A 25,864-nucleotide genomic window follows, 5' to 3' on the forward strand; every position below is an offset into this window, starting at 1 on the left:
ACAAGGATCACTGATGCCTTTAAAGACATCCTGGGTGGCTTCGGCCAATGACGCCCACCACCCATTTCCGCTGAACAACCTGCCTTATGGCGTATTCTCGACCGAAGGCGATGAACCGCGCTGCGGCGTGGCGATCGGTGACATGATCTTTGATGTCACCGCCGCCGAAGCCGAAGGTTTGATTCAGTTGGCGGACGAACCGCTGTTCGACCTGCCCTTCTGGAACCCGCTGATGGAACAAGGCCCAGCGGTCTGGGCCGCGCTGCGGGACCGGCTGACAGACCTTCTGGCCGAGGGCAGCGAGACACGGTCCGACATTGAACACATGCTGGTCGCCCAAAGCGACGCCGAGATGCACATGCCTGTCGCGGTCAGCGAATACACCGATTTTTACGCCGGACGGCATCACGCGCAGAATGTCGGCACCATGTTCCGTGGCCCCGATAACGCCCTGCCGCCGAACTGGTTGCACATTCCGATTGGCTATAACGGTCGCGCGTCTTCGGTGGTGGTTTCCGGCACCGATATTCGCCGCCCGTGGGGTCAGTTGAAATCGCCCGACCACGACCGCCCGGCCTTTTTGCCCAGCCGTCGTTTCGACATCGAACTGGAAATGGGCGCGCTCGTGGGCACGCCTTCGGATGGGCCGATCACGGTGCAAGAAGCCGACAATAATATCTTTGGCTATGTCCTGCTGAACGACTGGTCCGCGCGTGACATTCAGGCGTGGGAATATCAGCCGCTTGGTCCCTTTCAAGCCAAGGCCACAGCGACATCCATCAGCCCCTGGATTGTCACCAAGGCGGCACTGGAACCGTTACGATGCGACACGCCTGCGCGCGAATTCGAGTTGCTGGATCACCTGAAAGACTGCGGCCCGATGCTGTATGACATTGATCTGTCGGTAACAATGGCACCCGAAGGGAAGCCCGCCACAACAATCGCCAGAACGAATTACAAAGAGATGTACTATTCCTCGGCGCAGCAACTGGCCCATCACTCGACCTCGGGCTGCCCGATGAACACAGGCGATCTGCTGGGGTCCGGCACAATATCGGGGCCAACAAAGCCCGAGCGCGGCTCGCTTCTGGAACTGAGCTGGGGCGGGAAAGAACCGCTTACTCTGGACACGGGCGAATCCCGTACCTTTATCGAAGACGGCGATACCCTGACCCTGACCGGTGAGGCGAAGGGCGAAGGCTACACAATCGGGTTTGGTGACTGCGTGGGCACGGTCCTGCCTGCCCTGCAAGACCCTTACGGGGGCTAACCCATGACGGCGAACCCCACGTATGTCGGATACATCGCGATGAGCCTGGACGGATTCATCGCTGATCCCGACGGCAGTGTTGATTGGCTGAACCCGTTCAACGAAGCCCTGGCCTCGGACGGGGGCGACGGGGGCTATGGAGAATTCATATCGTCCATCGACGCGCTGATCATGGGTCACGCGACTTATGATCAGGTTCTTGGATGGGGCTGGCCATATGGCGAACGGCCCGCCTATGTTTTGACCCGGCAGACCAAGATCAAAGGCGCGCACATCGCCGCTGCGGGCAGCATAGAGTCCCTGAAAATTGCCATTTTGGAAGCCGGGCATAAGAAGGTCTGGATTCTTGGCGGTGGCAAAACACAGCGCGCAGCGATTGACGCCGGTATGTTCGACACGCTTCGTGTTTTTATCATGCCAACACTGCTTGGTCAGGGACTGCCCTGTTTTGCCCCCGGAAAACAGCACGATCTGACGCTGCTGGACGTCACAAAACAGCCGGGCGGCATTCTGCAAATCGACTACAAAACAAAAGGTTGAACGATGGCAAAAGCTTTCGCGTCCCAAGGGGACATGTCTGAAAAGAACATCTCGTTTACTGAGGTAGGCGAAGGCCTATACGCCTTCACCGCCGAAGGGGATCCGAATTCTGGTGTCATCATCGGCGACGACAGCGTGATGATTGTCGAGGCACAGGCAACGCCGCGTCTGGCAAACAAGGTCATCGAATGCGTGCGTTCGGTTACGGACAAACCAATTACCCACGTCGCGCTGACCCACTATCACGCTGTACGGGTGCTGGGTGCCAGCGCCTTTGGTGCGCAACAGATCATTATGTCCGACATGGCCCGAGCCATGGTCGTGGAACGCGGGCAGGAAGACTGGGACAGCGAATTCCAACGCTTCCCTCGGCTGTTCGAAGGACACGAAAGCATCCCCGGCCTGACATGGCCCACCTCCACCTTCAGCGACACGATGACCGTCTATCTAGGCAACCGCCGGATTGATCTGATGCATCTGGGCCGCGCGCACACGGCAGGCGATATCGTGATCCACGTGCCCGATCAGAACGTTATGTTCACCGGTGACATCGTCGAATATCACTCGGCCTGCTACTGCGGTGATGGTCATTTCAGCGATTGGGGCGACACGCTCGACGAAATCAAGTGGTTCGATGTCGATGCAATTGCACCGGGACGCGGGGACGCGTTGGTTGGCAAAAGCATGGTGAATGCCGCGATTGAAAACACACGCGACTTTGTGGAAAGCACCTATCGTCCGGCGGCCAGGGTTGCCGCACGTGGCGGTTCATTGAAAGAAGCTTGGGATGCCGTTCGCGCCGAATGCGATCCCAAATTCTCGGACTACGCAATCTACGAACATTGCCTGCCATTCAACGTCGCCCGCGCCTATGACGAAGCGCGCGGCATCGACACTCCGCGCATCTGGACCGCGCAGCGCGATCTTGAAATGTGGGAGGCATTGCAGGGCTAGGGACATACCGTCGCATTTGATCCAGATCGTTTTGCGCCGGAAAAATCAGTGAAATCATCGTGTATGACCTCCGGCATGGCAATGCCCAGGGACCAGAGTTTTGCGCCAATCGCGCTAAAGCATCGGGGGAGAACCCATGAACAAGATTTTCGAAACGCCGCTTTACGCCTATGACCGCAGCCCCGATCAGGATGCGTCTACCCCGGTGCACCACAAGGTAATCGTCATCGGGGCCGGACCCATCGGGCTTGCCGCGGCAATCGACCTTGCGCAACAAGGGGTTGAGGTCGTGGTGCTGGACGAAAACGACAAGGTCAGTTTTGGCAGTCGGGCCATCTGTTTCTCGCAGCGCACGCTGGACATTGCCGATCGCTTGGGCGGCGGCAAACCCATGGTTGATACCGGCGTCCAGTGGGACGCGGGCAAAGTGTTCTTTGACAATCGCAAGGTCTACGAGTTCAACCTTCAACCTGAGAAAGGCTATGGAAACCCTGCCTTCATCAACCTTCAGCAATATCATCTGGAGCGCATACTGGTCGATCGCATCCGAGATCTTCAGGCTGAGGGTGCGCCCGTGGAAATACGTGGCCGCAACAAGGTCGAGGCCATCGGCACCCATGACGACCACGTCAAGCTTGAGGTTGAAACGCCGGAAGGTCCCTACAATGTCGAAGCCGACTGGCTGATCGCCTGTGACGGCGCGCATTCTCCGACCCGCCGGATGCTGGGGCTGGACTTTGACGGGCGTGTGTTCGAGGACAATTTCCTGATCGCCGATGTGGTGATGGAGGCCGATTTTCCGACCGAACGCTGGTTCTGGTTCGACCCACCCTTCAACCGCGGCCAATCCGCGTTGCTGCACAAACAGCCAGACAATGTCTGGCGTATTGACCTGCAACTGGGTTGGGACATCGACAAAGAGCGTGAGAAACGGCCGGAAAATGTTATCCCGCGCCTCAAACAAATGCTGGGTGAAGATGTTGAGTTCGATCTGGAATGGGTCTCTATCTACACCTTCCAATGCCGCCGGATGGAGCGTTTCCGCTATGGTCGCGTCCTCTTTGCCGGGGACAGCGCCCATCAGGTCAGCCCGTTTGGTGCGCGTGGTGCCAATTCCGGCATTCAGGACACGGACAACCTGTGCTGGAAACTGAAGCTGGTGATCGACGGGCACGCACCCGAATTGCTGCTGGACAGCTACAGCCGCGAACGCGTGCAGGCAGCGGATGAGAATATCAGCATGTCCACGCGCTCAACCGATTTCATTACGCCCAAGTCCGAGATGTCGCGCCTGTTGCGAGATGCAGTTCTGGACCTCAGCGAACACTATGACTTTGCCCGCCCGCTGGTAAATTCCGGACGTCTGAGCACCCCTTGCACCTACACGGGGTCTTCCCTGAACTCGGCTGATGCCCTGAACGGGCCTGACATCACACGACCCGGCTCGGCCTGTCCGGATGCACCGCTGGGCGATGCGTTCCTGCTGCCCAAGCTTGCGGGCAAGTTCACCCTGCTGACGATTGATGCCGACGCACCGGACAGCCTGGAAGAAGACGGCGTCGTGGCCACGCGGCTTGCGTTGTCTGTAACGGATGATCCGACACTGGATTTGAAACGCCGATATCTGGGTGACGCGACCAGCGGCGTCTACTTGATCCGTCCGGACCAGCATGTCGCGGCGCGGCGCGACAACTTCGAAGAAAACGCTTTCCGCCAGGCAATCCGCCGGGCAACCGGTAAGGAGTAAGCGAAATGACCGATTTGATCCTCACCCCCAATCTGGACAGTGCCGATGATTTCTATGCGAGACTGTTGACGGCCCATGAAGGTTTGGACAGGGCCGAAAGTGACGCCCTGAACGCGCGGCTGGTTTTGGTACTGGCCAATCATATCGGGGATGCCCAAGTGTTGTCCCAAGCGTTGAAAGCCGCCAGACTGCAAGGCAACTGACCCGGACAGGAGGTCCGAATGAGCGCGGTTCTGTATGATTATTGGCGGTCATCAGCCAGCTACCGGGTGCGGATCGCGTTAAATCTGGCCGGGATCGCCTATCAGCCGGTTTCCGTTGATCTGGTCGCAGGTGATCACAAATCCGGCGATCATCTGGCGCGCAATCCACAGGGTCTGGTGCCGGTCCTCGAGATTGACGGCCTACGGCTAACACAATCACTGGCAATAATTGACTATCTGGATCAGACGCGCGGCATGGGCCTGCTGCCAGCGGAACCCGCCGCCCGCGCTCGGGCGCTTGCGCTGGCGCATTCCATCGCCATCGACTTGCACCCGGCCTGCAACCTTTCGGTCGCGCGCCATGCAACAGAACTGAGCGGAAATGCCGAAGGGATGCCGGGCGATTGGATGCGCCATTTCATCCGCCCCGGCCTGTTGGCGTTCGAGGCGCTTTTGGGCGGATTCGATCAGGTCCCTTATTGCACCGGGCCGCAACCAGGCCTGGCCGATCTGTGCCTGATGCCGCAGATGTATAACGCGCGTCGCTGGGGCGTTGATCTGACCGACCTGCCCCGCATTCTGAGCGTCGAGGCCGCCTGCGCGGTGCACCCCGCCTTTGCAGATGCCCACCCCGACCGGCATGTACCCGCCTGATCTGCTGCACAGGGTCTGTGTGCACATGGCCATAGGCATCCGGGCGGCGCAGACCTACCTTCACCATACCTAATGATGGAGGCCCCCATGCCCGAGATCACCGGCTATCACGCCCATGTCTATTTCGACGCCGATACGCAAGAGACCGCCCAGCAGCTTTGTGAAGACGCCGCGCGTCTGTTCCCGGTTGAAATGGGTCGAATGCACACCAAGAACGTCGGTCCCCATCCGCGCTGGAGTTGCCAGTTGGCCTTCGCCGCAGACGCCTTTGATCAGGTCATCCCCTGGCTGATGGTGAACCGGCAGGGGCTTACCATCTTCACCCACCCCGAAACCGGGCAACATCTTGAGGATCATCGAGACCGCGCCATCTGGATGGGCGAGATGCTTGCGCTGGACCTTTCAATCTTTGACAGGATGGGGAGCTAGTCCAGTTCCCGTGCCTGATCCCGCAGTTTGAACTTCTGAATCTTTCCGGTTGATGTCTTAGGCAATGGGCCAAACACCACCGTCTTGGGCGCCTTGAAATGCGCCATGTTATCCCGGCAGAAGGCTATGATCTCGGCGTCTGTCGCCTGCGCATCGGGCTTTAGCTCGACAAACGCGCAGGGCGTCTCGCCCCATTTCTCGTCCGGGCGGGCAACGACTGCGGCCTCCATCACGGCCGGGTGCTTATAAAGGATATCTTCCACCTCGACCGACGAGATATTCTCGCCGCCCGAGATGATAATGTCCTTTGACCGATCCTTTAGCGCGACATAGCCGTCCGGGTGCATGACCCCCAGATCGCCAGAGGCGAACCAACCGCCTTTGAACGCCTTGTCCGTGGCATCTGGGTTCTTGAGATACCCTTTCATCACCACATTGCCCTGCATGAAAATCTCGCCCATCGTCTTACCATTGGCGGGCACCGGTTCCAGCGTTTCTGGATCGGCCACCATCAAACCCGACAAAGCGGTATAGCGAACCCCCTGCCGGACCTTCAGCGCGGCGCGCTCATCGGCGGATTTGTCATTCCATTCGTCCTTCCATGCACAGACAACCGATGGGCCGTAGGTTTCGGTCAGACCGTATACATGAGTGACCTCGATCCCCATCCCCTCCATATTCGCGATCACGGCGGCTGGTGGCGGGGCACCTGCAGTCATCACTTTGATCTGGTGATCGAAATCCTTGAGGTGATCCGGCGCGTTAGCCAGCATGTTCAGGACAATCGGCGCGCCACAGAAATGCGTGACCTTCTCATCCCGAAAGGCCGCATAGATAGGCTCATCCCGCACAGCGCGCAGACAGACCGATACCCCGGCATTCGCCGCCATCGCCCATGGGAAACACCAGCCATTGCAGTGGAACATCGGCAAGGTCCACAGATAGACCGAGTGTTTGGGCATATCCCAGTCCAACAGGTCCGACTGCGCATTCAGCGCGGCACCTCGGTGATGATACACAACGCCCTTGGGATTGCCGGTCGTGCCCGAGGTATAGTTCAGCGTAATCGCGTCCCACTCGTCATCCGGCAAAGACCAAGAATGGTCTGGATCGCCCTCGGACAGAAGCGCTTCGTAGGTCAGGGACCCCAGCTTTTCCCCGCCATCAAAACTGGCATCTTCAATATCTATGACCAGCAGATCATGATCGACCTGCTTCAATGCCTCTTTCACCGCGCCCGAAAACTCAGGGTCGACAAGCAGTATCTTGGATTCAGCGTGGTTGAGGATGAAGGCAATGATCGGCGCATCCAGCCGTGTGTTGATCGCGTTCAACACCGCACCGGTCATCGGGACACCAAAATGGGCCTCGTACATCTCAGGGATATTGGCGGCGATGATCGAGACCGTGTCGCCTTTGTCAATGCCACGCGCAGCAAGTGCCCCCGCCAGACGCCGACACCGGGCATATGTTTCGGCCCAGGTATATCTGCGTTCGCCATACACGACGGACGGGTAATCAGGGTAAACCTGCGCCGTCCGCTCAAGGAAACTGAGCGGTGACAGCGGGGTATGGTTCGCGCGGCATTGATCCAGATGACGTTCATAAATGTTGGCGTCAGTCATCGGTTTCCCCTCCCTTTGTCTGATCGCGCGACTTGATCACAAAGTTGCCCGGCTGACAAACCCGTAGAAATACGGCGCAGGTTTGGACTGGCAATATGCGATGATGCAATCTGGCCCTATCTACCGATGGTCTTTCGCGGTGATCTGAGCCATCTAAAACACACGGGCCGGGATTAAGCTCCGGCATCCTGCGCACCCAAGAAATTCTGAAAGGACATGTCATGGACGGCACGTTCAACGAAAACGATCTTTCCCGCGTGGTCGAGGCAGACCGCGCCCATATCTGGCATCACCTGATCCAACATAAACCCTTTGAAACCAACGACCCGCGCATCATTGTCGAAGGCAAAGGCATGCGCGTCTGGGATCAGAACGGCAAGGAACATCTGGATGCGGTCTCGGGCGGGGTCTGGACGGTCAACGTGGGCTATGGCCGCGAATCGATCTGCAAGGCTGTCTACGACCAGTTGATGAAGCTGTGCTATTTTGCAAACTCGGCCGGGTCCATTCCGGGCTCGATCTTTGCGGAAAAGCTGATCAGCAAGATGCCGGGGATGAGCCGCGTCTATTATATGAACTCGGGCTCTGAGGCGAATGAGAAAGCATTTAAGATGGTCCGCCAGATCGCCCACAAGAAATACGGCGGCAAGAAGACCAAGATCCTGTATCGCGACCGCGATTATCACGGATCAACTCTGGCGGCGATGTCGGCAGGTGGTCAGGACGAGCGCAACGCGCAATACGGCCCCTTCGCACCCGATTTCGTGCGCGTCCCGCATTGCATGGAATACCGCAAGCATGAGCTGGACGGCGCCCCCGAAGAGAATTTCGGCGAATGGGCGGCTAATCAAATCGAAGAAGTCATCCTACGTGAAGGCCCCGACACCGTAGGCGCCCTGTGCCTTGAGCCTGTGACCGCAGGTGGCGGCGTGATTGAAGCCCCCGAGGGCTACTGGCAGCGCGTGCAGGAGATTTGCGACAAATACGACATCCTTCTGCATATTGATGAGGTCGTCTGTGGTGTCGGCCGCACCGGCACTTGGTTTGGCTATCAGCAATACGGGGTGAAGCCTGATTTCGTGACCATGGCCAAGGGTGTCGCCTCGGGCTATGCGGCGATTGCCTGCATGGTCACGACCGAGGAAATCTTTGACATGTTCAAGGACAACGCGGACGACCCGATGAACTATTTCCGCGATATCTCGACCTTTGGTGGCTGCACCGCTGGTCCGGCGGCGGCGATCGAAAACATGCGGATCATCGAGGATGAGAACCTGCTGCAGAACTGCACCGACATGGGCGCGCGCATGATGGGCAACCTGCAAGAGCTGATGGAGAAGCACAAGGTCATCGGTGACGTGCGCGGCAAGGGTCTGTTTCTTGGGGCCGAGCTGGTGTCGGACCGCTCAAGCCGTGAGCCTGTGAATGAGAAACTGGCACAAGCCGTTGTGGCGGACTGTATGGCGCAGGGCGTTATCATCGGCGTGACCAACCGTTCGGTGCCAGGCAAGAATAACACACTGTGCTTCTCGCCCGCACTGATCGCGACAGCGGACGATATCGACCAGATCACCGACGCGGTCGACGGTGCGCTGGGGCGTGTGTTTGGTTGATCCTTACCGCGGTAAAGTAACAAAAACCGGCGCTTCATTGCGCCGGTTTTCTTGTGTTTTGACTATATTTCGTAGCATCGGGAACAATTCTACCGAAAATGCACAATCGAATAAGAGCGCAAATATAAGCGCTTTCTTTTTTCCCCTTAAATTCGCCATACTCCGCGCTAGACTGCCGCACCATGGATATCCTTTCTATTCAGCAGCGAATTTCCGACTTTCTCATTAGCCAAATCACCGACGGATCAGGCAACACCGAGGACGCAAAGGCTTTACGGGCGGAACTTGACGCGGCGATTGCCAAATATGGTGACACCATTCCAGAGTTAGGGCAGTTGGCCGCTCAGTTTGACTTGCTAAACGAGAAATCGTTCAGCCAAGACCTCGCAAACCAATTCGCTGAAAAAGCAGTAAAAGAGCATGTACCGGAGCCACTGATTTTTGATGCAATCAGCGACGGCGATCTCGGGGCCGTCGCGGACGCATTGGACCATTGGGAAATCAACGCGACCCACGGAGAATTAGAAGCAACAGCGCTTTATATGGCGATGTCTTGCATGTTTGGCGTGTCGCTGGAGGTCGTTCGCCTTCTTCTGGATCGGGGCGCTGATCTGAAGCTCGGGTTGGGGTCGGACTACAATGTTCTGCACGGACTTGGTTTCGGCAATTGTGACGCAATCGAACCGAATGAACTGACTGAAGTGATCAAACGATGCATGGCCTTGGGCGCAGATATCGAGCAGCGGTCAAAAAATCTGCAATGGACGCCTCTGATCACAGCCGCCTCGGAATGGAACTCGGTGGTCGTCGAAGCACTTATCTTGGCCGGCGCTGACATTCATTCCCGCTCAGGCAAGGTTTCAGATGTTTGCCTGGCGGGTGAAACCGGGCGGTCCTTCGCTGAAGGGCATGCTCCAACACTGGCCGTCTTTGACCGCTACATGACCGAGACCTGATACTCGACGAGCACTGCAACCTTATTTCTCTCAAACCCGCCCGACACGCTAATGCCCCCAACAAAAAAGCCGCCCCAAATGGGACGGCCTTTCTTTCACTGTCTCTTTTCAGAGGATCAGGCAGCCAGAGCGGCCTGAGCTTTGGCGACGATCGCACCGAACGCTTCCGGTTCGTGTACGGCCAGATCAGCCAGAACTTTGCGGTCCACTTCGATACCGGCCAGGTTCAGACCGTTGATGAAGCGGGAATATGTCAGTGCCTCGTCATGCGAACGGACAGCGGCGTTGATACGCTGGATCCACAGCGCGCGGAAGTTGCGCTTGCGGTTCTTACGGTCGCGGGTTGCATACTGGTTGGCCTTGTCGACGGCCTGACGTGCAACTTTGAAGGTGCTTTTGCGGCGGCCATAGTAACCTTTGGCGGCCTTGATGACCTTCTTGTGACGGGCGTGAGTTACGGTTCCACCTTTAACGCGGGACATCTCTTAATCTCCTCTTAGCGGTCGTAGGGCATGTAGCCCTTGACGATCTTGGCGTCGGGGGCGGACAGGGTGGTGTTGCCACGGGCGTCGCGGATAAACTTTTTGGTCCGCTTAATCATGCCGTGCCGTTTGCCGGCCTGGCCAGCAAGGACCTTACCGGTCGCAGTCACCTTAAAGCGCTTCTTGGCGCTCGACTTGGTCTTCATCTTAGGCATTTCCGTCTCCTTTTTCGGGTTCGGTACAAAACGCGACTCGGCATGCCATCCGGCCGGTCACGCGATCAGAAGCGCCGTTTACGCAAGTTCGATCATACTGGCAAGGGGGTTTTGACCAGAATCTGCGCTTTTCGCAGGGCGGTCAGGTACCGGGGCGACACGCGCCGCCCCGGTAGAAAGACTTAATGGCCGAATTTGCGGATTTCGCCGCTCTTCAACCGGGCTGCGTAGCTAGCCAGTTCCTCGCGCACCACTTTCATCAGGAAGTAGAGCGCAAAGACGTTCACAACCGCCATTGCAAAGATCGCTGCATCCGAGAAGTCGATAACCGGGCCAAGGTTGGCCGCCGCACCGATAACCACGAAGACGCAGAAGATGATCTTGAAGATCAGCTCTTTGGTGTGACCTTCGCCGAACAGGTAGGTCCAGGCCTTGAGGCCGTAGTAGGACCAACTGATCATGGTCGAGAAGGCGAACAGAACCACAGCGATGGCCAACACATAGGGGAACCACCCAAAGGCGCTGGCAAAGGCTGCCGAGGTCAGGCTGACGCCCGAGTTTCCATCGACCGTCGCAATGGCGTTGCCCGCTTCGTTCAGCATGTAGTTGCCGGTTGCCGGATCAATGATCAGCTGCTGGGTGATGATGATCACCAGCGCGGTCATCGTACAGATCACAACGGTGTCGATGAACGGCTCCAGCAGGGACACAAAGCCCTCGGTGATCGGCTCTTTCGTCCGCACCGCCGAGTGCGCAATCGCCGCAGAACCAACGCCCGCTTCGTTCGAGAACGCCGCACGGCGGAAGCCCTGGATCAGCGCGCCGACCATACCGCCAGCAACGCCAAGACCGGTAAAGGCACCCGCGAAGATCTGACCAAAGGCCCATCCGATCTGATCTGCGTGCATGATGATGATGACCAGCGCGGCCAATACATACATGACGCCCATGAACGGTACGACCTTTTCAGTCACACGCGCGATGGACTTCAGGCCACCGACGATCACAGCAAACACGATACCCGCAAAGACCAGACCAGTGATCCACCCCGGATAGTCGCCGACGATGCCCGCGATCTGCTGATGCGCCTGGTTCGCCTGGAACATATTGCCACCGCCCAGCGCACCAAGGATACAGAAGATCGAGAACAGAACCGCAAGGATTTTACCACCGGGGAGACCCAATTCGGCAAAGCCCTTGGACATGTAGTACATCGGACCACCCGAAACCGTGCCGTCCTCGTATTCATTGCGGTATTTGACGCCCAGCGTACATTCGGTGAATTTCGACGCCATACCCAAAAGGCCCGCAACGATCATCCAGAATGTGGCTCCCGGCCCGCCGATCCCGACAGCCACCGCCACACCAGCGATGTTACCAAGACCAACCGTCCCGGACAGAGCCGTTGCCAGCGCCTGAAAGTGGCTGACCTCACCCGCGTCGTTGGGGTCGGAATAGTCGCCTTTGACTAGACTGATCGAATGACCGAAGAACCGAAGCTGAACAAAGGCAAAATACAGCGTGAAAACCGTTGCCGCGACGACCAGCCATCCCACGATCCAAGGGAACCCGGTGCCCGGGAAGGGCGCGAAGATAAAGCTGACAAACGGCCCGGTGAAATCGGCGAAAGCCTGGTTGATTTTGTCGTCCAGCCCCGGTGCATCTTGCGCCAGAGCGGGGCTAGCAAGGAACATGGCAGCTATGGCCAGACCCAAGTGTTTCAACATGTTCATAATCGTCACCCCCTCAATTCACTACAGTGACCGGAACATCGGCATGCATCACAAGGTTCTGCGTTGAACTGCCAAACAGCCGTTTCTTGAACCCGTCAGCAGACGCGCGGCCAACGATGATCTGCGTCCCGCCATTTTCAACTGTGATTGCATTCAGCGTTTCTGCCACATCGCCGTGACGCACGATGCCATGCGCCGAGAATCCGGCAGCGGTCAGTGCATCCACGGCCGGACTTACGATCCGCGTCGTCGCCAAGTCGACCTCTTCTTCGCGCCGCTTGTGCCGCAACGCGTTTTCTTCAGGTGTTTGGAAAGTGAAAGGGGACCATTCGATAACGTAAACCACCAGCAACTCACACGTTCCGATCCGTTCAGCCAAATCCTTGGCAAAAGCGATCGCACGCTCTCCGGTTTCTGTCCCGTCCAGTCCAATGACAATTTTGGTTGTCATGACGTTCCTCCGATTTTGTTGATTATACCGGGGCCCGTGCCCCCGGCCGGGCAGCCGGAACCTGGAACTTATTGAGTAGACCGCCCTTGCGGATCAGTATCCAAGAAAAACGCCAAAAAATAGAGGGGAAACTGAAAGATTCACCCTCCATTTAGATATACTGTTGCTTTATATATACTTTTTTTGCCCATTTTTTAGGCTATGGGCATTGACTGGGGATCGCTCCCGCTTGGTTCAACCCGGATCAGTGTTGTAGATCAACCGCTCGTCGCAGGGCGCGATACGCAAGATGTTGGTCGTACCCGGCACGTTGAAGGGCACACCCGCCGTGACAACGATCTGGTCCGCTTCGGCTGCAAACCCCCCGGAACGGGCGGCTCGGGCTGCGTTCACCACCGCGCCCTTGAACCGCTCAAGCTCGGGCGTCATCACGCAATGACACCCCCATGTCAGGCACAGGCGGCGGGCCGTACCCGTAGCTGGTGTCAACGCAAGGATCGGAACGGCCGGACGCTCGCGTGCGGTCAGCAAGGCGGTCGTTCCACTTTGCGTAAAGCAGCAGATCGCCTTGATTTCAGTTTTTTCTGCGATCTCTCGCGCGGCGGCAACAATGCCGTCGGCCACAGACGTACCCTTGGCCGAGCGAGAAGACGCGATGATCTGAGAATAAGTTGGGTCTGCCTCAACCTCGATGGCGACTTTATTCATCGTCTGAACCGCCTCGATCGGGTAAGAGCCCGCAGCGGATTCAGCGCTGAGCATGATAGCGTCGGTGCCCTCGTAAATTGCGGTGGCCACGTCCGACACCTCGGCGCGCGTTGGCATTGGGCTTTCGATCATGCTCTCCAGCATTTGCGTCGCCACAATTACCGGCTTGGCCGCACCACGGCATTTCCGAACCAGACGTTTTTGAATCGGCGGCACGGCTGACACCGGCAGCTCGACGCCCAGATCACCCCGCGCGACCATGATACCGTCAGACGCATCAAGGATATCGTCAAATGCTTCGACCGCCGCCGGTTTTTCGATCTTGGACAGGATAGACGCGCGGCCATCAGCCAATGCGCGAGCCTCAAACACGTCCTTCGCGCGCTGCACAAAGCTCAGCGCCAGCCAGTCGACACCCAACTGGCAGACAAATTCCAAATCGTCGCGATCTTTGGCGGACAATGCCGCAAGCGGCAGCACGACGTCGGGTACGTTCACACCCTTGCGGTTTGAAATCGTCCCGCCCACTTCGACAGAGCAGTTGGCGAAGTCCTGCCCACAATCCTGCACGACCAGACGGATTTTACCGTCGTTCACCAAAAGACGCGCACCTGGCTCCAGCGCGGCAAAAATCTCGGCATGAGGCAAGCATACGCGGCTGATATCCCCAGGCTTTGGATCAAGGTCCAGCCGGAAAGCTGCTCCCTCAACCAGTTCTTCCGCATCGTTGGCAAAGACGCCCACGCGCAGTTTCGGGCCCTGAAGGTCGGCAAGGATCGCAATCGGGCTGTCCAGATCCTTCTCTACCTGCCGAATGATCTGATGACGTTCGCGAATTTCATCATGACTGCCATGGCTCATGTTCAGGCGGAACACATCCGCCCCGGCCTCGTGCAGGGCACGAATGGTATCATAATCGTTGGACGCCGGTCCCAGCGTCGCCACGATCTTTACACTTCTCAGGCGTCGCATTGGTCTTGCTCTCCTCACGTCGTCTTTTGGCTTCGCGAAAATGTTATCGCAAACATTGCCGCAGGCTGCTTATTGCGCAATTCCCTTTTCAAAGCAACTGCCCTACACCTGCGACAAACTAGATGACAGGCTTATGACGTATTCTCCGTTTTTTATCCACGGCGCTGATCGCCCGTCGCGCTGGCTGATCACATGCGACCACGCAACCAACACCGTTCCGCCCGATATCAACGGCGGGGACCTCGGCCTGCCGCGCGAGGATATGGAACGTCACATCGCCTATGACGTTGGCGCCTATGAGGTGTCCAAGCATCTGGGCGAGATCCTGAACGCACCCGTCATTGCCGCCAATTTCTCGCGCCTTGTGATCGACCCCAACCGGGGTGAGGATGACCCGACCTTGCTGATGAAGCTCTATGATGGCTCGATCATTCCCAGCAACCGCCACGCCGACAACGCCGAGCGCGAACGCCGCTTGAACATGTGCTATCGCCCATATCACAATGCGCTTGCTGAATTAGCCGCCCTGCCCCACGCGGTGATTGTGTCGATGCATTCATTCACCCGGCAGCTTCGCGGCCGTGATCCGCGCCCTTGGCACGTGGGTGTTCTCCACACCCCGGACGAACGTTTTGCGCGCCCGTTGATCAACCGGCTGCAGGCCGAAGACGATCTGTGCGTCGGCATCAACGAGCCCTATACCGGCGTGCTGCCCGGCGACGCGATCGACAAGCACTGCACGGGATTTGGCCGCCCTAATGCGTTGATCGAATTACGCAACGACCTGATCGCCGATCACACAGGGCAGCGCGCATGGGCTGAACGGTTGGCGGTTGTTCTGAAGGATGCTTTGGAGGACAGCGACCTTTAAGCGCACGACATTGTGAGGTTCGCCGCCAACCCATATATATCGTGGGAAAGGGGGCGACTATGACTCAGGAATTCCTCACCTCCGTCTTTGGTTGGATGGCCGTGCTCAATATCGCGGTATTGCTGTTTACCACAGCAATGGTCCTGCTTTTGCAGGACTGGATTGCCGGTATCCACGGCAGGATGTTCCAGATGGAACGCCCGGACGTGAAACGGGCCTATTTCAGGTATCTCGCCAACTACAAGATTCTGACATTGATCTTTTGCATCGTCCCGTGGCTGGCGTTGAAACTGGCGTGACGTCCTGTTTGTTGAAACATCGCCACCGGACCGCTAGGTCATAGAAAACAAGAGTGTTTACCCGGAGCCAGACCATGGACAAGCAAACCGAAATCGAACTTCAGGCCGCCGCTTTCCGCCGCTTGCAAAAGCACCTGATGGAAGACCGTACCGACGTCCAGAACATCGACATGATGAATCTGGCCGGGTTCTGCCGCAACTGCCTGTCGCGCTGGTATCAAGAAGCCGCCAATGAAAAAGGCATTGAGATGGGCAAGGACGAGGCCCGCCAGATTTTCTACGGTATGACCATGGATGAATGGAAAGCCAATTATCAGACCGAGGCCAGCCCTCAAAAACAGGCCGCCTTCGAGGTCGCCTTTGAAGAAAACGTCGGCAAAAAAGGCTGAGGACATATAGCTAAAAGGCCCGCCATTCCAGCGAGCCTTTTAAATCAGATCGCCGCTTTGCGGCTTTCGTCCAAGTAGATCTCGCGCAGACGCTTTGCAATCGGCCCCGGCGTGCCATCGCCCAGAGCAATCCCGTCGATCTCAACCACTGGCATCACGAAAGCACTGGCCGAAGTGGTAAAGGCCTCATCTGCCTCTTTCGCCTCGTCAATGGTGAACAGACGTTCCTCGACCTCCATCTGCGCCTCAGCCGCCATACGCAGCACGGCCTTGCGGGTGATGCCGTGCAGGATGTCGTTGGACAAAGGGCGGGTGACGATCTTACCGTTTTTCACGAAGTAAGCATTGTTGCTGGTGCCTTCGGTAACATACCCATCTTCGACCATCCACGCATCATCGCATCCAGCGGCCTTGGCCATCATCTTGCCCAAGGACGGATACAGCAATTGCGTTGTCTTGATGTCGCGACGGCCCCAACGGATATCATCGATCGAGATGATCTTGGCCCCCTTCTGCGCCGCAGGGCTGTCAGCCAGTCCCGGCTTGTTCTGCGTGAACAGAACCAGCGTTGGTTTGGTGTCGGCCGCAGGGAACACAAAATCCCGGTCGCCATCGCTGCCGCGTGTGACCTGTAAATAGACCAAACCCTCAACGATCCCGTTCAGCTCGACCAGCTTGCGGTGAATTTCCAGCAATTCATCTTTGCTGCATGGCTCGGCCATCTGCAATTCGTCCAGCGACCGTTTCAGACGCACCGCATGGCCTTCAAAGTCGATCAGCTTGCCATCCAGCACGCTGGTCACCTCGTAAACAGCGTCGGCCATCAGGAAACCACGGTCAAAGATCGAGACTTTGGCCTCGGTCTCGGGCAGGTATTCTCCGTTCACGTAAACGGTGCGGGTCATGTTGTTCTCCTCAGCCCCAGAGCGCGCTTGAAGGCGGATGCACTCCGGCGTCATCAAAAATCAGCGGGTTGGTTCGGTCTTCGGCCAGAAGAAGCGGGCCGTCAAGGTCCGTTACCATCGCACCCTGCGCCAATAAGGTCGCAGGGGCCATCGCAAGCGAGCTGCCGACCATACAACCAACCATGACCTTATAGCCTTGGGCCAGCGCCTGATCACGCAGGGCCAGCGCCTCGGTCAGGCCGCCGGTTTTGTCGAGCTTTATGTTGACCACATCATATTTGCCCTTCAGTTTGGGCAGGCTGGTCCGGTCATGGCAGGATTCGTCAGCACAGACCGGCACCGGACGCTCCATCCCGATCAACGCGTCATCCTCGCCTGCGGGCAAGGGCTGCTCGACCAACGCAACACCCAGACGCACCAGATGCGGGGCCAGATCGGCATAGACGGTGGCAGACCAGCCCTCATTCGCGTCGACAATGATCTGCGCGCCAGGCGCGCCTGCGCGAACGGCCTCAAGACGGGGCATGTCGTCCGGCGTGCCCAGCTTTATCTTCAGCAACGGGCGATGCGCGTTTTGCGCCGCTTGCGCCTGCATCGCCTCGGGCGTGTCCAGCGAAAGGGTATAGGCGGTAATCTCTGGCCCCGGAACCGGCAGACCAGCAAGGTCCCAGGCACGTCTCCCTGCGCGTTTGCATTCCAGATCCCACAGAGCGCAATCCACCGCATTTCGTGCAGCCCCGGCGGGCAACAGGTCCATCAGCGACTGGCGTGTAAATTCAGCTGGCAGGCGCGCTATCTCGGCCTCGACGGACTCCAGCGTTTCGTCATAACGCGCGTAAGGAACACATTCGCCCCAGCCCTGATGCACGCCATCCGACAACCGGACCGTCAGAACCTTCGCCTCGGTCCGCGACCCGCGCGAAATGGTGAACACCTGCGCCAGCCGAAACACATCACGAGAGACCTCTATCTGCACGCGCCTACCCTTTCAGTTTAGTGTCGAAAAGGCCGGCAACAAACGCCACCGGCCCAGCGCTTAGATCACAGCGCGGCTAGCGCATCCACCAATTTACCCGCACCAAACCGATAGGGATCAGTGGCGGGCAGGCCCATCTCGGCCTCAACCTCGTCGATATAGGCCAAAGCGTCCTCTTCGCTTAGGTTCTGCGTGTTGATCGACACCCCGACAACCTGACAGGCCGGATTCGCGATCCGGGCCATCGGAAGGGCGGCGTCGCGCAGTTCAGGCAGCGTTGGCAAAGAATATTCCGGCAAGCCGCGCATATGGGTCCGGGTGGGTTCGTGGCACAGGATCAGCGCATCCGGCTGGCCGCCATGGATCAGCGCCATGGTCACACCAGAATATGACACATGGTAAAGCGAGCCCTGCCCTTCGATGTGATCCCAGTGATCGGCGTCACTCTCGGGCGTCAGATATTCAACCGCACCCGCCATGAAATCGGCGACGACCGCGTCCAGTGGAACGCCCTGCCCGGTGATCAGAATGCCCGTCTGACCGGTGGCGCGGAAGGTGGATTTCATACCCCTCTTGCGCATCTCGGCATCCATCGACATCGCGGTATACATCTTGCCTGCTGAACAATCGGTGCCAACGGCCAGACAGCGCTTGCCTGCGCGCTTACGACCGTTTGCAATCGGATACCCAACGGTCGGCACCCGCACATCATGCAACGTGCAACCATGAGTCTGAGCAGCCGCGACCAGATCGCCCTCATCACGCAGCAGGTTGTGCAGGCCGGACGCCAGATCATAGCCCATCTCCAGCGCTTCGATCAGCACCTTCTTCCACGCTGCGCTGATCACACCGCCGCGATTGGCAACGCCGATCACCAACGTCTTTGCCCCGGCGGCCTTGGCTTCGGCAAGCGTCATATCCGTCATGCCAAGATCGGCCTTACAGCCGTCCATGCGGTATTGACCCACGGCGTTTTCCGGTCGCCAGTCGCGGATTCCGATGGCAACCTTTGCCGCCAACTGGTCGGGCGCATCGCCCAAAAACAACAGATACGGTGTCTCGATCATTGCGGTGCACTCCTTTGATTCCGGCGCAGATTATTGAAGCACCCGAACGAGTGTTTCGCGTTTTCCCGCAAGGACGCCGGGTCGCGAGGGATAATTTTGCGTAATTTTTACCTGACGCGCAAAATCATCCCAAGTTTTCAAAGCGATTAAACTTTAACCTCCAGCGACGCAGCGTATTACGGTGAATGCTGCGATTGCATTGCCGCATCTGCACAAAGACGCTTGCGCAGCACCGCGCAATTTAATACCTCAAGAGGCAAGAAAATCGCAATTTCCTTTCTCGCACGAGGTCCAGATGAGCTTTCGCATCCAACCCGCCGCCCCCGCGCGCCCCAACCGCTGCCAATTGTTCGGGCCGGGATCAAACACCAAACTGTTCCCGAAAATGGCCGCGTCTGCAGCCGATGTGATCAATCTGGACCTCGAGGACTCGGTCGCACCTAGTGACAAGGATGCAGCCCGCGCCAATGTAATCGAAGCGCTGAACACCATCGACTGGGGCGGCAAGTATATGTCCGTCCGCATCAACGGGCTGGACACACCTTACTGGTACCGTGACGTGGTTGATCTGCTGGAACAGGCAGGCGATCGTCTGGACCAGATCATGATCCCTAAAGTCGGATGCGCAGCAGATGTCTACGCTGTAGACGCGCTGGTCACAGCGATCGAGCGCGCCAAGGGCCGCACCAAGCCCGTCAGCTTTGAGGTCATCATCGAATCCGCCGCAGGCATCGCCCATGTCGAGGAAATTGCGGCCTCTTCGCCCCGAATGCAGGCCATGAGCCTTGGTGCTGCGGACTTTGCCGCCTCGATGGGGATGAAGACCACCAGCATCGGTGGCACGCAGGAAAACTATTACATGCTGCGCGAGGGCGAAAAGCACTGGTCTGATCCGTGGCACTGGGCGCAGGCCGCCATCGTCGCCGCTTGCCGCACCCATGGCGTGTTGCCCGTGGATGGGCCGTTCGGCGATTTCTCGGATGACGAAGGCTATATCGCGCAGGCCAAACGCTCGGCCACTTTGGGCATGGTCGGCAAATGGGCGATCCATCCCAAGCAGATCGCGCTGGCCAATCAGGTCTTCACCCCGTCGGAAGAGGCCGTGTCCGAGGCCCGCGAAATCCTTGCTGCGATGGAACAGGCAAAGGCCAACGGCGAAGGCGCAACGGTTTACAAGGGGCGTCTGGTAGACATCGCGTCGATCAAACAGGCCGAGGTCATCGTGGCGCAGGCTGAATTGATCGCCGCAAACGGTTGAAACTGAAAAGGCGCCCCGAAGGGCGCCTTTTTCTTAACGGCCAAAGACGTCGTTGGGGGTCCAGGTGAACCGCTCGCCTTTCTTGCCCCATTTCATCATCAGGCAAGACGTTCCGTATTTCTGAAAATACTTGATCTTCAGGGGGTACCATCCAGCCTGCGGGACTTCGACCTCGGTCCTCTGGTTTGCATCGCAACCCTGACGACCATTGAAGTACCCGATCTGCTGCCCGCCGACCCAAGCGTCGATCCCGTCATTGGACCATGTCTCAAGCTCGTAGACACCGGGCGCGTTGAACTTGATATAACCGGTGATCTCAGCCGCGACGTTGAACGCTTCGTTGAACGTCAACACCGGGTCGCCTTCTGACGTATCGCGGTAGTCCAACCCGCGCAGCGGCTGACCCGGCTTGGCCTTTTTCAGCAAAAAATCGACCTTGGACAGGTTCTGGATCTTGCGTGGAGGATTACCCTCCCATGCATACTTCACGTTAAGCCCCGCTTTTGGACTGGGCTGGGGGCTGGCAGGTTGCAGCTTGAGCGGCGCTGTCATGGCCGCACCGGCAATCATCGCGAATACTGCGACGAGCGCCCCTGTTCTGAAGAGTTTCATTTTCTCCTCCCTGAGAGTCATCCCGCGGGGTATGTTCCCCGTCAAATTAGGTCATTAACTGACACTAGGGTGTGAAAATTAACCCCGCAAGACGGTTAAACATCACAATCGCAAGGCTAAGCACGCATATCTTTGGGCGAATCCATGACGACATAAGACGTAATCGACGTGACATGGGGCAGCGTTCCCAGCACATCCGTATGAAAGGTCTTATATGCCGGAAGGTCTGCGCATTCGACGCGCAGCAGGTATTCTATGGTGCCAGTGATGTTGTGACACTCAACCACTTCGGGGGCACGCTGCAGGGCGCGCTCGAACCCTTCCTGCGCGGCTTTGGTATGTTCACCCAGCCCCACGCCGATATAGGCCACAAACCCCACACCAACCGCCGCCGGGTTCAACACCGCGCGATATCCGACGATCACCCCTGAACGCTCCAACTCTTGCACGCGGCGCAGGCAGGCAGACGGGGAAAGCCCGACACGTTCGGCCAGATCCAGATTGCTGATCCGTCCATCACGCGAAAGTTCGTGCAATATTTGCTGATTTATTTGATCTATCTTGGTCATTGATTGCAAAACTATGACAATCACGCACAAAAACGCAATTTCATTTGCCCAATACGCAGCAATTATCCCCTTCATGACTTATGAGATTCTTCTGGCCCTGATCACGTTTGCCTTTGTTTCGTCCATTACACCGGGACCAAACAACCTGATGCTGATGGCATCGGGTGCGAACTTTGGCTTTCGCCGGACAGTCCCGCACATGTTGGGGATCGGATTGGGCTTTACGGTGATGGTTCTGCTTGTCGGGGCCGGATTGGTGCAGGTCTTTGATCGGTTCCCAATCAGCTATACGATCCTGAAAACCGCCTCGGTCCTTTATCTGCTGTTTCTTGCCTGGAAAGTCGCTCATGCAGCGCCGGCCAAGGCGGGGGTGACCTCGGGCACGCCAATGACCTTTTTACAGGCCGCAGCTTTTCAATGGGTCAACCCTAAGGCATGGGTCATGGCCCTGACCGCCACAACCGCCTACACGCCCGGGCAGACTCTGAACGCCATCGTTGTCGTTGCGTTGGTCTTTGGCGCGGTGAACCTGCCCTCGGTCAGTACGTGGACGGTTCTGGGGCAGCAGATGGCGCGCGTGTTAACGAACCCGAAACGCTTGTCGGTGTTCAACTGGACCATGGCGATATTGTTGGTGGCTTCGCTATACCCCGTTCTATGGCCAGAGTAACCGGCTTCTTGGCGAAGAAATCTGACGGCAACAAAGGCCGATCGCATTGCCCGAGTTGCATCCGGCGCGACGTCAGGTCATATAGCAGGGAAATTCCGCGTTGAGAGGCGTCATGACCCAGTATCTCGATTTCGAAAAACCCCTGGCCGAGATTGAAGGCAAGGCCGAGGAATTGCGCGCGCTGGCCCGCGCCAACGAAGAGATGGACGTGGCCGAAGAAGCCGCCGCACTGGACGCCAAGGCCGCCAAGCTGCTGGACGAGCTTTACGCAGATCTGACCCCGTGGCGAAAATGTCAGGTGGCACGGCACCCTGAACGCCCACATTGTCAGGACTACGTCAAGGAACTGTTCACCGAATTCACTCCGCTGGCCGGGGACAGAAACTTTGCCGACGATCTGGCCGTTATCGGTGGGCTTGCACGTTTCAACGACCAGCCCGTCATGGTGATCGGGCACGAAAAAGGCTCGGACACCAAGTCGCGGATCGAACGGAATTTCGGCATGGCCCGGCCCGAAGGATACCGCAAAGCCGTCCGACTGATGGAAATGGCAGGGCGGTTTGGGCTGCCGGTCATCACCCTTATCGACACGGCTGGGGCCTACCCCGGCAAAGGCGCGGAAGAGCGCGGCCAGTCCGAAGCGATCGCCCGGTCAACCGAGATGTGCCTGAAAATCGGCGTACCTTTGGTTTCGGTCATCATAGGCGAAGGCGGCTCGGGCGGGGCGGTGGCGTTTGCCACGGCAAACCGCGTGGCGATGCTGGAGCATTCGGTTTACTCGGTCATCTCGCCCGAAGGCTGCGCGTCGATTCTGTGGAAAGATTCGGAAAAGATGCGCGAAGCGGCAGAGGCCCTGCGCCTGACCGCGCAAGACCTTTACAAATTGGGCGTCTGCGACCGTATCATTACCGAACCTAAAGGTGGCGCTCATCGTGATCGCGCCTCTGCGGTTGACTCGGTTCGCGCAGCGATTGCCGCAATGCTGAACGAGCTGGACGGCAAAGACGCGGCCGCTCTGATCCGCGACCGCCGTCAAAAATTCCTCGATATCGGTTCCAAAGGGCTGGCCGCGTAACGCGCCTAGCCCCCCAACTGCCGCAACAGCGCCACCGAGGGTTCGCCCGTCACTGGCAGGCCCTTGGCGCCCTGATAGGCGCTGATGGCGGATTTCGTGTTATTCCCGATCACACCGTCTGCGCCCTGCGTATCATACCCGGCGGCAGTCAATCGGCGTTGCAGTTCCTTGCGATCTTCCAGCGTCAAACCCGCGGCATCCGGCCCGAACGATGCCTGGAACGGTGCACCGCCAGCGATCCGGTCGGACAAGTGCCCGACGCCAATCGCATAGCTGTCCGAATTATTATACCGCTTGATCACCTGAAAATTGCGGAAAACAGCAATTCGCGGCCCCGGCTTTTGCGGCTGCAGAACCGCGATCGGCGTGCCCGAGACTGTTCCAACCTCGCCACCCCAAGGCTGCCCGCGCACCCATCCCGCGCGGGCCAGATATGCCGCTGTAGAAGCAAGTGAATCTGTTGGATCATCAGACCAGATATCACGCCGTCCATCGCCGGTGAAATCCACCGCATAGGCAAGGTACGAGGTCGGAATGAACTGGGTGTGGCCCATTGCGCCTGCCCAGCTTCCAGTCATCTTGTCGGGCGTCGTGTCGCCCTCCTGAATGATCTGCAGGGCCGCAATCAATTGCTTTTCAAAGAATGCACCCCGCCGCCCGTCATAAGCCAGTGTCGAGGTCGCCGAGATCACGGGCACATCACCACGGCGGGCACCATAGCGGCTTTCAAGCCCCCAGACCGCAACGATAACCTCTTTGTCGACACCGTATTGCGCTTCAATCTTGGACAACGTCGCGGCGTGGCGGACCATCATCTGTTGACCCGTCTCAATCCGCTCATCCGAGGCGGCGATAGCCAGATAGTCTTCGAGCGAGCGCTTGAACTCAACCTGATTGCGATCGCGTTCGATCACGTCAGGCAAATAACCCGCCCCCTGAAAGGCCCGATCGATTGTGGATTGCGAAATGCCCTGCGCGGCCGCGCGGCCTTTGAAACCGGCCACCCAGGCATCCCAGCCCGAGTTCGGAACGGCACGCATTCGCGATGCAGGTGCATTGGACTGCGTCCCTGCGGAACATGCAGTCAAAAGGGCGGACCCGAGGCCGACAGAAAATACTCGACGATTGATCATGACTGAAATCTGCTCTTGTTGTGGTTTGGTCCAGAGTACAACAGAGCCGCGCCCTAAACCAGAACGACGAACCAGGTCAGAGCAGACGCAGGGCGCTCGGCGACAAGTCGCCTAGCTGACCAGCATCCTCAGACCCTGCGTGACATCCGAGCGCACCGCGAGGCGCAAACCGGGTTCATCCCCGGCCTTGAGCGCGGCAATGATCAGCTTGTGGTAATGCGGCGGCTCAGTCCGGCGCAAACGACCATACAAAGCGCGCATCGTCGGTCCCAATTGCAGCCAGACGGTTTCGGCTATGGCCAGCATCGCGGGTGCCTGCGCCCTCAGGTAAAGGGTCCGGTGAAACTCAAGATTGGTCCGGATATAGCCGACAGCATCCCGTTTGGTGACCATTTCAGCCACGTTCATGTTGATGCTTTGAAGCCGGTCGATCAAAGCCATATGCGCCCGAGGCAAAGCGCGGCTTGCCAGCTCCACCTCAAGCAGGGCGCGCAGGGCCGCCAGCTCTTCGATCCGGTCATTCGTCAACTCGGGCGTCGAGACACGGCCGGATGACGACAGAAACAGCGCGCCTTCAGCTGCCAGACGCCGCACCGCTTCGCGCGCCGGGGTCATCGAAACACCAAACTCTTTGCCGATCCCGCGCAAAGTCAGGGCCTGACCCGGCGAAATCTCACCGTGCATGATACGGGCGCGCAGGGCACGGTAAACCCGGTCATGTGTTGCTGTTTGGGTTTCTGAAGGACGAGCGCTTAACATGCCCCCATGTGATCACAAACTGACCTGCGGTCAACTCATGGCAGTATCGAATCTATACTGATGAAGCTGCGCCCCGTTGTCGCGCAGCCACCGTCTTTGGTCTTTGTAGTCCCCGAAAATGCGCTCAACCTGCGCCCAAAACGCGGGCGAGTGGTTCATTTCTGCCAAATGCGCAACCTCATGCGCCGCGACGTAATGCAGGATATCGGACGGGGCCAATATCAACCGCCAAGAAAACATCAAACCACCTGTCGAACTGCACGACCCCCAGCGGGACCGCGTATCCCGGATCGTCAGGCTGGAATACGGACGTCCCAACATGGCCGCATAATCATCGCACGCCCCGGTAAGACGATCCCGCGCCAGTTCCTTGAGAAATCTGCCCAAACGTCGCGCCTCGGCGCCCTTTGGGACTGCGATTTCATCAGTGCCCATCTGCACACGACGTCCGTTGGCGGGAACGATTCGCCGTGCGACGCCCTCGACCGGGATACTTTGACCAAACTGGACAACCGACAGCTCCGGTCTGTCCTCAAGATGTTGCCGGATCCAGTCTTCTTTCATACGTGCAAAGTTCAGCGCCTCGGCCTCAGGCACGCCTTGCGGGTAAGTCAGTGTAACGCGCCCGTCCAATTGGGAAATTCGCAGGCTGATCCGTCGCGCCCGTGCTGACTTGCGCAATGTCAGCGGCACCGGAGGCGTCCCGGGCAGTGCGTGATCTCCCATATG

The 25,864-nt window shown here is 58.1% G+C and carries 29 protein-coding genes; 15 read left to right on the forward strand and 14 right to left on the reverse strand.

What is annotated here, in order from left to right:
• Positions 1-13 precede the first annotated feature (13 nt).
• From fahA to GOX73_RS18575, 7 genes are all read left to right on the forward strand, one after another.
• Entirely contained in the window at positions 14-1,270 is a 1,257-nt protein-coding gene (gene fahA / locus GOX73_RS18545; protein ID WP_171126899.1) for a fumarylacetoacetase, read from the forward strand.
• Positions 1,271-1,273: 3 nt separating this feature from the next.
• A complete protein-coding gene (locus GOX73_RS18550) occupies positions 1,274-1,810 on the forward strand; it encodes a dihydrofolate reductase family protein (protein ID WP_171126900.1) in 537 nt (178 codons plus the stop codon).
• 3 nt (positions 1,811-1,813) lie between these two features.
• Complete coding sequence (locus GOX73_RS18555) at positions 1,814-2,764, forward strand: MBL fold metallo-hydrolase (protein ID WP_171126901.1); 951 nt, start codon at positions 1,814-1,816, stop codon at positions 2,762-2,764.
• Between the two features lie 136 nt (positions 2,765-2,900).
• Positions 2,901-4,511 (forward strand): FAD-dependent oxidoreductase, encoded by a 1,611-nt coding sequence (locus GOX73_RS18560; protein ID WP_171126902.1) that lies wholly within the window; start codon positions 2,901-2,903, stop codon positions 4,509-4,511.
• A gap of 5 nt (positions 4,512-4,516) precedes the next feature.
• A complete protein-coding gene (locus GOX73_RS18565; protein WP_171126903.1) occupies positions 4,517-4,714 on the forward strand; it encodes a DUF2783 domain-containing protein in 198 nt (65 codons plus the stop codon).
• A gap of 18 nt (positions 4,715-4,732) precedes the next feature.
• The gene (gene maiA, locus GOX73_RS18570) at positions 4,733-5,368 is read left to right on the forward strand and encodes a maleylacetoacetate isomerase (RefSeq protein ID WP_171135055.1); all 636 of its coding nucleotides are present in this window, start codon (positions 4,733-4,735) and stop codon (positions 5,366-5,368) included.
• Positions 5,369-5,455: 87 nt separating this feature from the next.
• Positions 5,456-5,797 (forward strand): DOPA 4,5-dioxygenase family protein, encoded by a 342-nt coding sequence (locus GOX73_RS18575; protein WP_171126905.1) that lies wholly within the window; start codon positions 5,456-5,458, stop codon positions 5,795-5,797.
• Here the strand turns inward: GOX73_RS18575 and GOX73_RS18580 are convergent.
• Complete coding sequence (locus GOX73_RS18580; protein ID WP_171126906.1) at positions 5,794-7,422, reverse strand: acyl-CoA synthetase; 1,629 nt, start codon at positions 7,420-7,422, stop codon at positions 5,794-5,796. The two genes, GOX73_RS18575 and GOX73_RS18580, sit on opposite strands and share 4 nt — an antisense overlap.
• Before the next feature lie 221 nt (positions 7,423-7,643).
• Between GOX73_RS18580 and GOX73_RS18585 the strand changes: the two genes are divergently transcribed.
• Together GOX73_RS18585 and GOX73_RS18590 are read left to right on the forward strand one after the other, a co-directional pair.
• Positions 7,644-9,035, forward strand: coding sequence for an aspartate aminotransferase family protein (locus GOX73_RS18585; protein WP_171126907.1), 1,392 nt, complete (start codon positions 7,644-7,646; stop codon positions 9,033-9,035).
• Between the two features lie 182 nt (positions 9,036-9,217).
• Positions 9,218-9,991 (forward strand): hypothetical protein, encoded by a 774-nt coding sequence (locus GOX73_RS18590; protein ID WP_171135056.1) that lies wholly within the window; start codon positions 9,218-9,220, stop codon positions 9,989-9,991.
• 116 nt (positions 9,992-10,107) lie between these two features.
• Here GOX73_RS18590 and rplT read toward each other — a convergent pair whose 3' ends face one another.
• The 5 genes from rplT to pyk all read right to left on the reverse strand — a co-directional run bounded on the left by rplT (position 10,108) and on the right by pyk (position 14,552).
• The gene (gene rplT, locus GOX73_RS18595) at positions 10,108-10,473 is read right to left on the reverse strand and encodes a 50S ribosomal protein L20 (RefSeq protein WP_008756009.1); all 366 of its coding nucleotides are present in this window, start codon (positions 10,471-10,473) and stop codon (positions 10,108-10,110) included.
• A gap of 14 nt (positions 10,474-10,487) precedes the next feature.
• The gene (rpmI, locus tag GOX73_RS18600) at positions 10,488-10,688 is read right to left on the reverse strand and encodes a 50S ribosomal protein L35 (RefSeq protein WP_010443552.1); all 201 of its coding nucleotides are present in this window, start codon (positions 10,686-10,688) and stop codon (positions 10,488-10,490) included.
• A gap of 182 nt (positions 10,689-10,870) precedes the next feature.
• The gene (locus tag GOX73_RS18605; RefSeq protein ID WP_171125392.1) at positions 10,871-12,421 is read right to left on the reverse strand and encodes a sodium:alanine symporter family protein; all 1,551 of its coding nucleotides are present in this window, start codon (positions 12,419-12,421) and stop codon (positions 10,871-10,873) included.
• A 13-nt stretch (positions 12,422-12,434) separates the two neighbouring features.
• Positions 12,435-12,872: a universal stress protein gene (locus GOX73_RS18610; protein ID WP_171125394.1), complete on the reverse strand. Its 438-nt coding sequence runs from the start codon at positions 12,870-12,872 to the stop codon at positions 12,435-12,437.
• A gap of 234 nt (positions 12,873-13,106) precedes the next feature.
• The gene (pyk, locus tag GOX73_RS18615; RefSeq protein WP_171126909.1) at positions 13,107-14,552 is read right to left on the reverse strand and encodes a pyruvate kinase; all 1,446 of its coding nucleotides are present in this window, start codon (positions 14,550-14,552) and stop codon (positions 13,107-13,109) included.
• 133 nt (positions 14,553-14,685) lie between these two features.
• Here pyk and GOX73_RS18620 point away from each other — a divergent pair, with 133 nt between their 5' ends.
• The 3 genes from GOX73_RS18620 to GOX73_RS18630 all read left to right on the forward strand — a co-directional run bounded on the left by GOX73_RS18620 (position 14,686) and on the right by GOX73_RS18630 (position 16,111).
• Entirely contained in the window at positions 14,686-15,423 is a 738-nt protein-coding gene (locus GOX73_RS18620) for an N-formylglutamate amidohydrolase (RefSeq protein WP_171126910.1), read from the forward strand.
• Positions 15,424-15,482: 59 nt separating this feature from the next.
• On the forward strand, positions 15,483-15,722 hold the full coding sequence (locus tag GOX73_RS18625; RefSeq protein WP_171126911.1) for a DUF6868 family protein: 240 nt from the start codon (positions 15,483-15,485) through the stop codon (positions 15,720-15,722).
• Between the two features lie 74 nt (positions 15,723-15,796).
• Positions 15,797-16,111, forward strand: coding sequence for a DUF1244 domain-containing protein (locus tag GOX73_RS18630; RefSeq protein ID WP_171126912.1), 315 nt, complete (start codon positions 15,797-15,799; stop codon positions 16,109-16,111).
• A 44-nt stretch (positions 16,112-16,155) separates the two neighbouring features.
• Here GOX73_RS18630 and GOX73_RS18635 read toward each other — a convergent pair whose 3' ends face one another.
• From GOX73_RS18635 to dgcN, 3 genes are all read right to left on the reverse strand, one after another.
• Entirely contained in the window at positions 16,156-17,016 is an 861-nt protein-coding gene (locus GOX73_RS18635) for a D-amino-acid transaminase (RefSeq protein ID WP_171126913.1), read from the reverse strand.
• 10 nt (positions 17,017-17,026) lie between these two features.
• The gene (gene dgcA / locus GOX73_RS18640; protein ID WP_171126914.1) at positions 17,027-17,992 is read right to left on the reverse strand and encodes an N-acetyl-D-Glu racemase DgcA; all 966 of its coding nucleotides are present in this window, start codon (positions 17,990-17,992) and stop codon (positions 17,027-17,029) included.
• A 65-nt stretch (positions 17,993-18,057) separates the two neighbouring features.
• Positions 18,058-19,059: an N-acetyltransferase DgcN gene (gene dgcN / locus GOX73_RS18645; RefSeq protein ID WP_171126915.1), complete on the reverse strand. Its 1,002-nt coding sequence runs from the start codon at positions 19,057-19,059 to the stop codon at positions 18,058-18,060.
• 295 nt (positions 19,060-19,354) lie between these two features.
• On the opposite strand from dgcN, the gene GOX73_RS18650 reads away from it, so the two are divergent.
• Positions 19,355-20,317, forward strand: a complete 963-nt coding sequence (locus GOX73_RS18650; RefSeq protein ID WP_171126916.1) for an L-malyl-CoA/beta-methylmalyl-CoA lyase — start codon at positions 19,355-19,357, stop codon at positions 20,315-20,317.
• 33 nt (positions 20,318-20,350) lie between these two features.
• Here the strand turns inward: GOX73_RS18650 and GOX73_RS18655 are convergent, their stop codons facing one another.
• Together GOX73_RS18655 and GOX73_RS18660 are read right to left on the reverse strand one after the other, a co-directional pair.
• Positions 20,351-20,929 carry a PA14 domain-containing protein gene (locus tag GOX73_RS18655; protein ID WP_171125412.1) on the reverse strand — a complete coding sequence of 193 codons (579 nt, stop codon included), beginning with the start codon at positions 20,927-20,929 and terminating at the stop codon, positions 20,351-20,353.
• A 116-nt stretch (positions 20,930-21,045) separates the two neighbouring features.
• On the reverse strand, positions 21,046-21,498 hold the full coding sequence (locus GOX73_RS18660) for an Lrp/AsnC family transcriptional regulator (RefSeq protein ID WP_171126917.1): 453 nt from the start codon (positions 21,496-21,498) through the stop codon (positions 21,046-21,048).
• Between the two features lie 73 nt (positions 21,499-21,571).
• Between GOX73_RS18660 and GOX73_RS18665 the strand changes: the two genes are divergently transcribed.
• A complete protein-coding gene (locus GOX73_RS18665) occupies positions 21,572-22,168 on the forward strand; it encodes a LysE family translocator (RefSeq protein WP_171126940.1) in 597 nt (198 codons plus the stop codon).
• Between the two features lie 112 nt (positions 22,169-22,280).
• On the forward strand, positions 22,281-23,243 hold the full coding sequence (locus tag GOX73_RS18670) for an acetyl-CoA carboxylase carboxyltransferase subunit alpha (protein WP_171125418.1): 963 nt from the start codon (positions 22,281-22,283) through the stop codon (positions 23,241-23,243).
• Between the two features lie 5 nt (positions 23,244-23,248).
• Here GOX73_RS18670 and GOX73_RS18675 read toward each other — a convergent pair whose 3' ends face one another.
• The 3 genes from GOX73_RS18675 to GOX73_RS18685 all read right to left on the reverse strand — a co-directional run bounded on the left by GOX73_RS18675 (position 23,249) and on the right by GOX73_RS18685 (position 25,861).
• Entirely contained in the window at positions 23,249-24,376 is a 1,128-nt protein-coding gene (locus tag GOX73_RS18675; RefSeq protein WP_171126918.1) for a lytic murein transglycosylase, read from the reverse strand.
• 111 nt (positions 24,377-24,487) lie between these two features.
• Positions 24,488-25,135, reverse strand: coding sequence for a GntR family transcriptional regulator (locus GOX73_RS18680; protein ID WP_171125422.1), 648 nt, complete (start codon positions 25,133-25,135; stop codon positions 24,488-24,490).
• A 30-nt stretch (positions 25,136-25,165) separates the two neighbouring features.
• Complete coding sequence (locus GOX73_RS18685; protein WP_171126919.1) at positions 25,166-25,861, reverse strand: M48 family metallopeptidase; 696 nt, start codon at positions 25,859-25,861, stop codon at positions 25,166-25,168.
• Positions 25,862-25,864 lie beyond the last annotated feature (3 nt).

The sequence above is a fragment of the Ruegeria sp. HKCCD7221 genome (genome assembly GCF_013031225.1).
Taxonomy (GTDB): Bacteria; Pseudomonadota; Alphaproteobacteria; order Rhodobacterales; family Rhodobacteraceae; genus Ruegeria.

Bases quoted from the DNA above. Each gene is read 5' to 3' on its own strand.
- fahA (WP_171126899.1), top strand. From the start codon at position 14: ATGCCTTTAAAGACATCCTGGGTGGCTTCGGCCAATGACGCCCACCAC.
- GOX73_RS18550 (WP_171126900.1), top strand. From the start codon at position 1,274: ATGACGGCGAACCCCACGTATGTCGGATACATCGCGATGAGCCTGGAC.
- GOX73_RS18555 (WP_171126901.1), top strand. From the start codon at position 1,814: ATGGCAAAAGCTTTCGCGTCCCAAGGGGACATGTCTGAAAAGAACATC.
- GOX73_RS18560 (WP_171126902.1), top strand. From the start codon at position 2,901: ATGAACAAGATTTTCGAAACGCCGCTTTACGCCTATGACCGCAGCCCC.
- GOX73_RS18565 (WP_171126903.1), top strand. From the start codon at position 4,517: ATGACCGATTTGATCCTCACCCCCAATCTGGACAGTGCCGATGATTTC.
- maiA (WP_171135055.1), top strand. From the start codon at position 4,733: ATGAGCGCGGTTCTGTATGATTATTGGCGGTCATCAGCCAGCTACCGG.
- GOX73_RS18575 (WP_171126905.1), top strand. From the start codon at position 5,456: ATGCCCGAGATCACCGGCTATCACGCCCATGTCTATTTCGACGCCGAT.
- GOX73_RS18580 (WP_171126906.1), bottom strand. From the start codon at position 7,422: ATGACTGACGCCAACATTTATGAACGTCATCTGGATCAATGCCGCGCG.
- GOX73_RS18585 (WP_171126907.1), top strand. From the start codon at position 7,644: ATGGACGGCACGTTCAACGAAAACGATCTTTCCCGCGTGGTCGAGGCA.
- GOX73_RS18590 (WP_171135056.1), top strand. From the start codon at position 9,218: ATGGATATCCTTTCTATTCAGCAGCGAATTTCCGACTTTCTCATTAGC.
- rplT (WP_008756009.1), bottom strand. From the start codon at position 10,473: ATGTCCCGCGTTAAAGGTGGAACCGTAACTCACGCCCGTCACAAGAAG.
- rpmI (WP_010443552.1), bottom strand. From the start codon at position 10,688: ATGCCTAAGATGAAGACCAAGTCGAGCGCCAAGAAGCGCTTTAAGGTG.
- GOX73_RS18605 (WP_171125392.1), bottom strand. From the start codon at position 12,421: ATGAACATGTTGAAACACTTGGGTCTGGCCATAGCTGCCATGTTCCTT.
- GOX73_RS18610 (WP_171125394.1), bottom strand. From the start codon at position 12,872: ATGACAACCAAAATTGTCATTGGACTGGACGGGACAGAAACCGGAGAG.
- pyk (WP_171126909.1), bottom strand. From the start codon at position 14,552: ATGCGACGCCTGAGAAGTGTAAAGATCGTGGCGACGCTGGGACCGGCG.
- GOX73_RS18620 (WP_171126910.1), top strand. From the start codon at position 14,686: ATGACGTATTCTCCGTTTTTTATCCACGGCGCTGATCGCCCGTCGCGC.
- GOX73_RS18625 (WP_171126911.1), top strand. From the start codon at position 15,483: ATGACTCAGGAATTCCTCACCTCCGTCTTTGGTTGGATGGCCGTGCTC.
- GOX73_RS18630 (WP_171126912.1), top strand. From the start codon at position 15,797: ATGGACAAGCAAACCGAAATCGAACTTCAGGCCGCCGCTTTCCGCCGC.
- GOX73_RS18635 (WP_171126913.1), bottom strand. From the start codon at position 17,016: ATGACCCGCACCGTTTACGTGAACGGAGAATACCTGCCCGAGACCGAG.
- dgcN (WP_171126915.1), bottom strand. From the start codon at position 19,059: ATGATCGAGACACCGTATCTGTTGTTTTTGGGCGATGCGCCCGACCAG.
- GOX73_RS18650 (WP_171126916.1), top strand. From the start codon at position 19,355: ATGAGCTTTCGCATCCAACCCGCCGCCCCCGCGCGCCCCAACCGCTGC.
- GOX73_RS18655 (WP_171125412.1), bottom strand. From the start codon at position 20,929: ATGAAACTCTTCAGAACAGGGGCGCTCGTCGCAGTATTCGCGATGATT.
- GOX73_RS18660 (WP_171126917.1), bottom strand. From the start codon at position 21,498: ATGACCAAGATAGATCAAATAAATCAGCAAATATTGCACGAACTTTCG.
- GOX73_RS18665 (WP_171126940.1), top strand. From the start codon at position 21,572: ATGACTTATGAGATTCTTCTGGCCCTGATCACGTTTGCCTTTGTTTCG.
- GOX73_RS18670 (WP_171125418.1), top strand. From the start codon at position 22,281: ATGACCCAGTATCTCGATTTCGAAAAACCCCTGGCCGAGATTGAAGGC.
- GOX73_RS18675 (WP_171126918.1), bottom strand. From the start codon at position 24,376: ATGATCAATCGTCGAGTATTTTCTGTCGGCCTCGGGTCCGCCCTTTTG.
- GOX73_RS18680 (WP_171125422.1), bottom strand. From the start codon at position 25,135: ATGTTAAGCGCTCGTCCTTCAGAAACCCAAACAGCAACACATGACCGG.
- GOX73_RS18685 (WP_171126919.1), bottom strand. From the start codon at position 25,861: ATGGGAGATCACGCACTGCCCGGGACGCCTCCGGTGCCGCTGACATTG.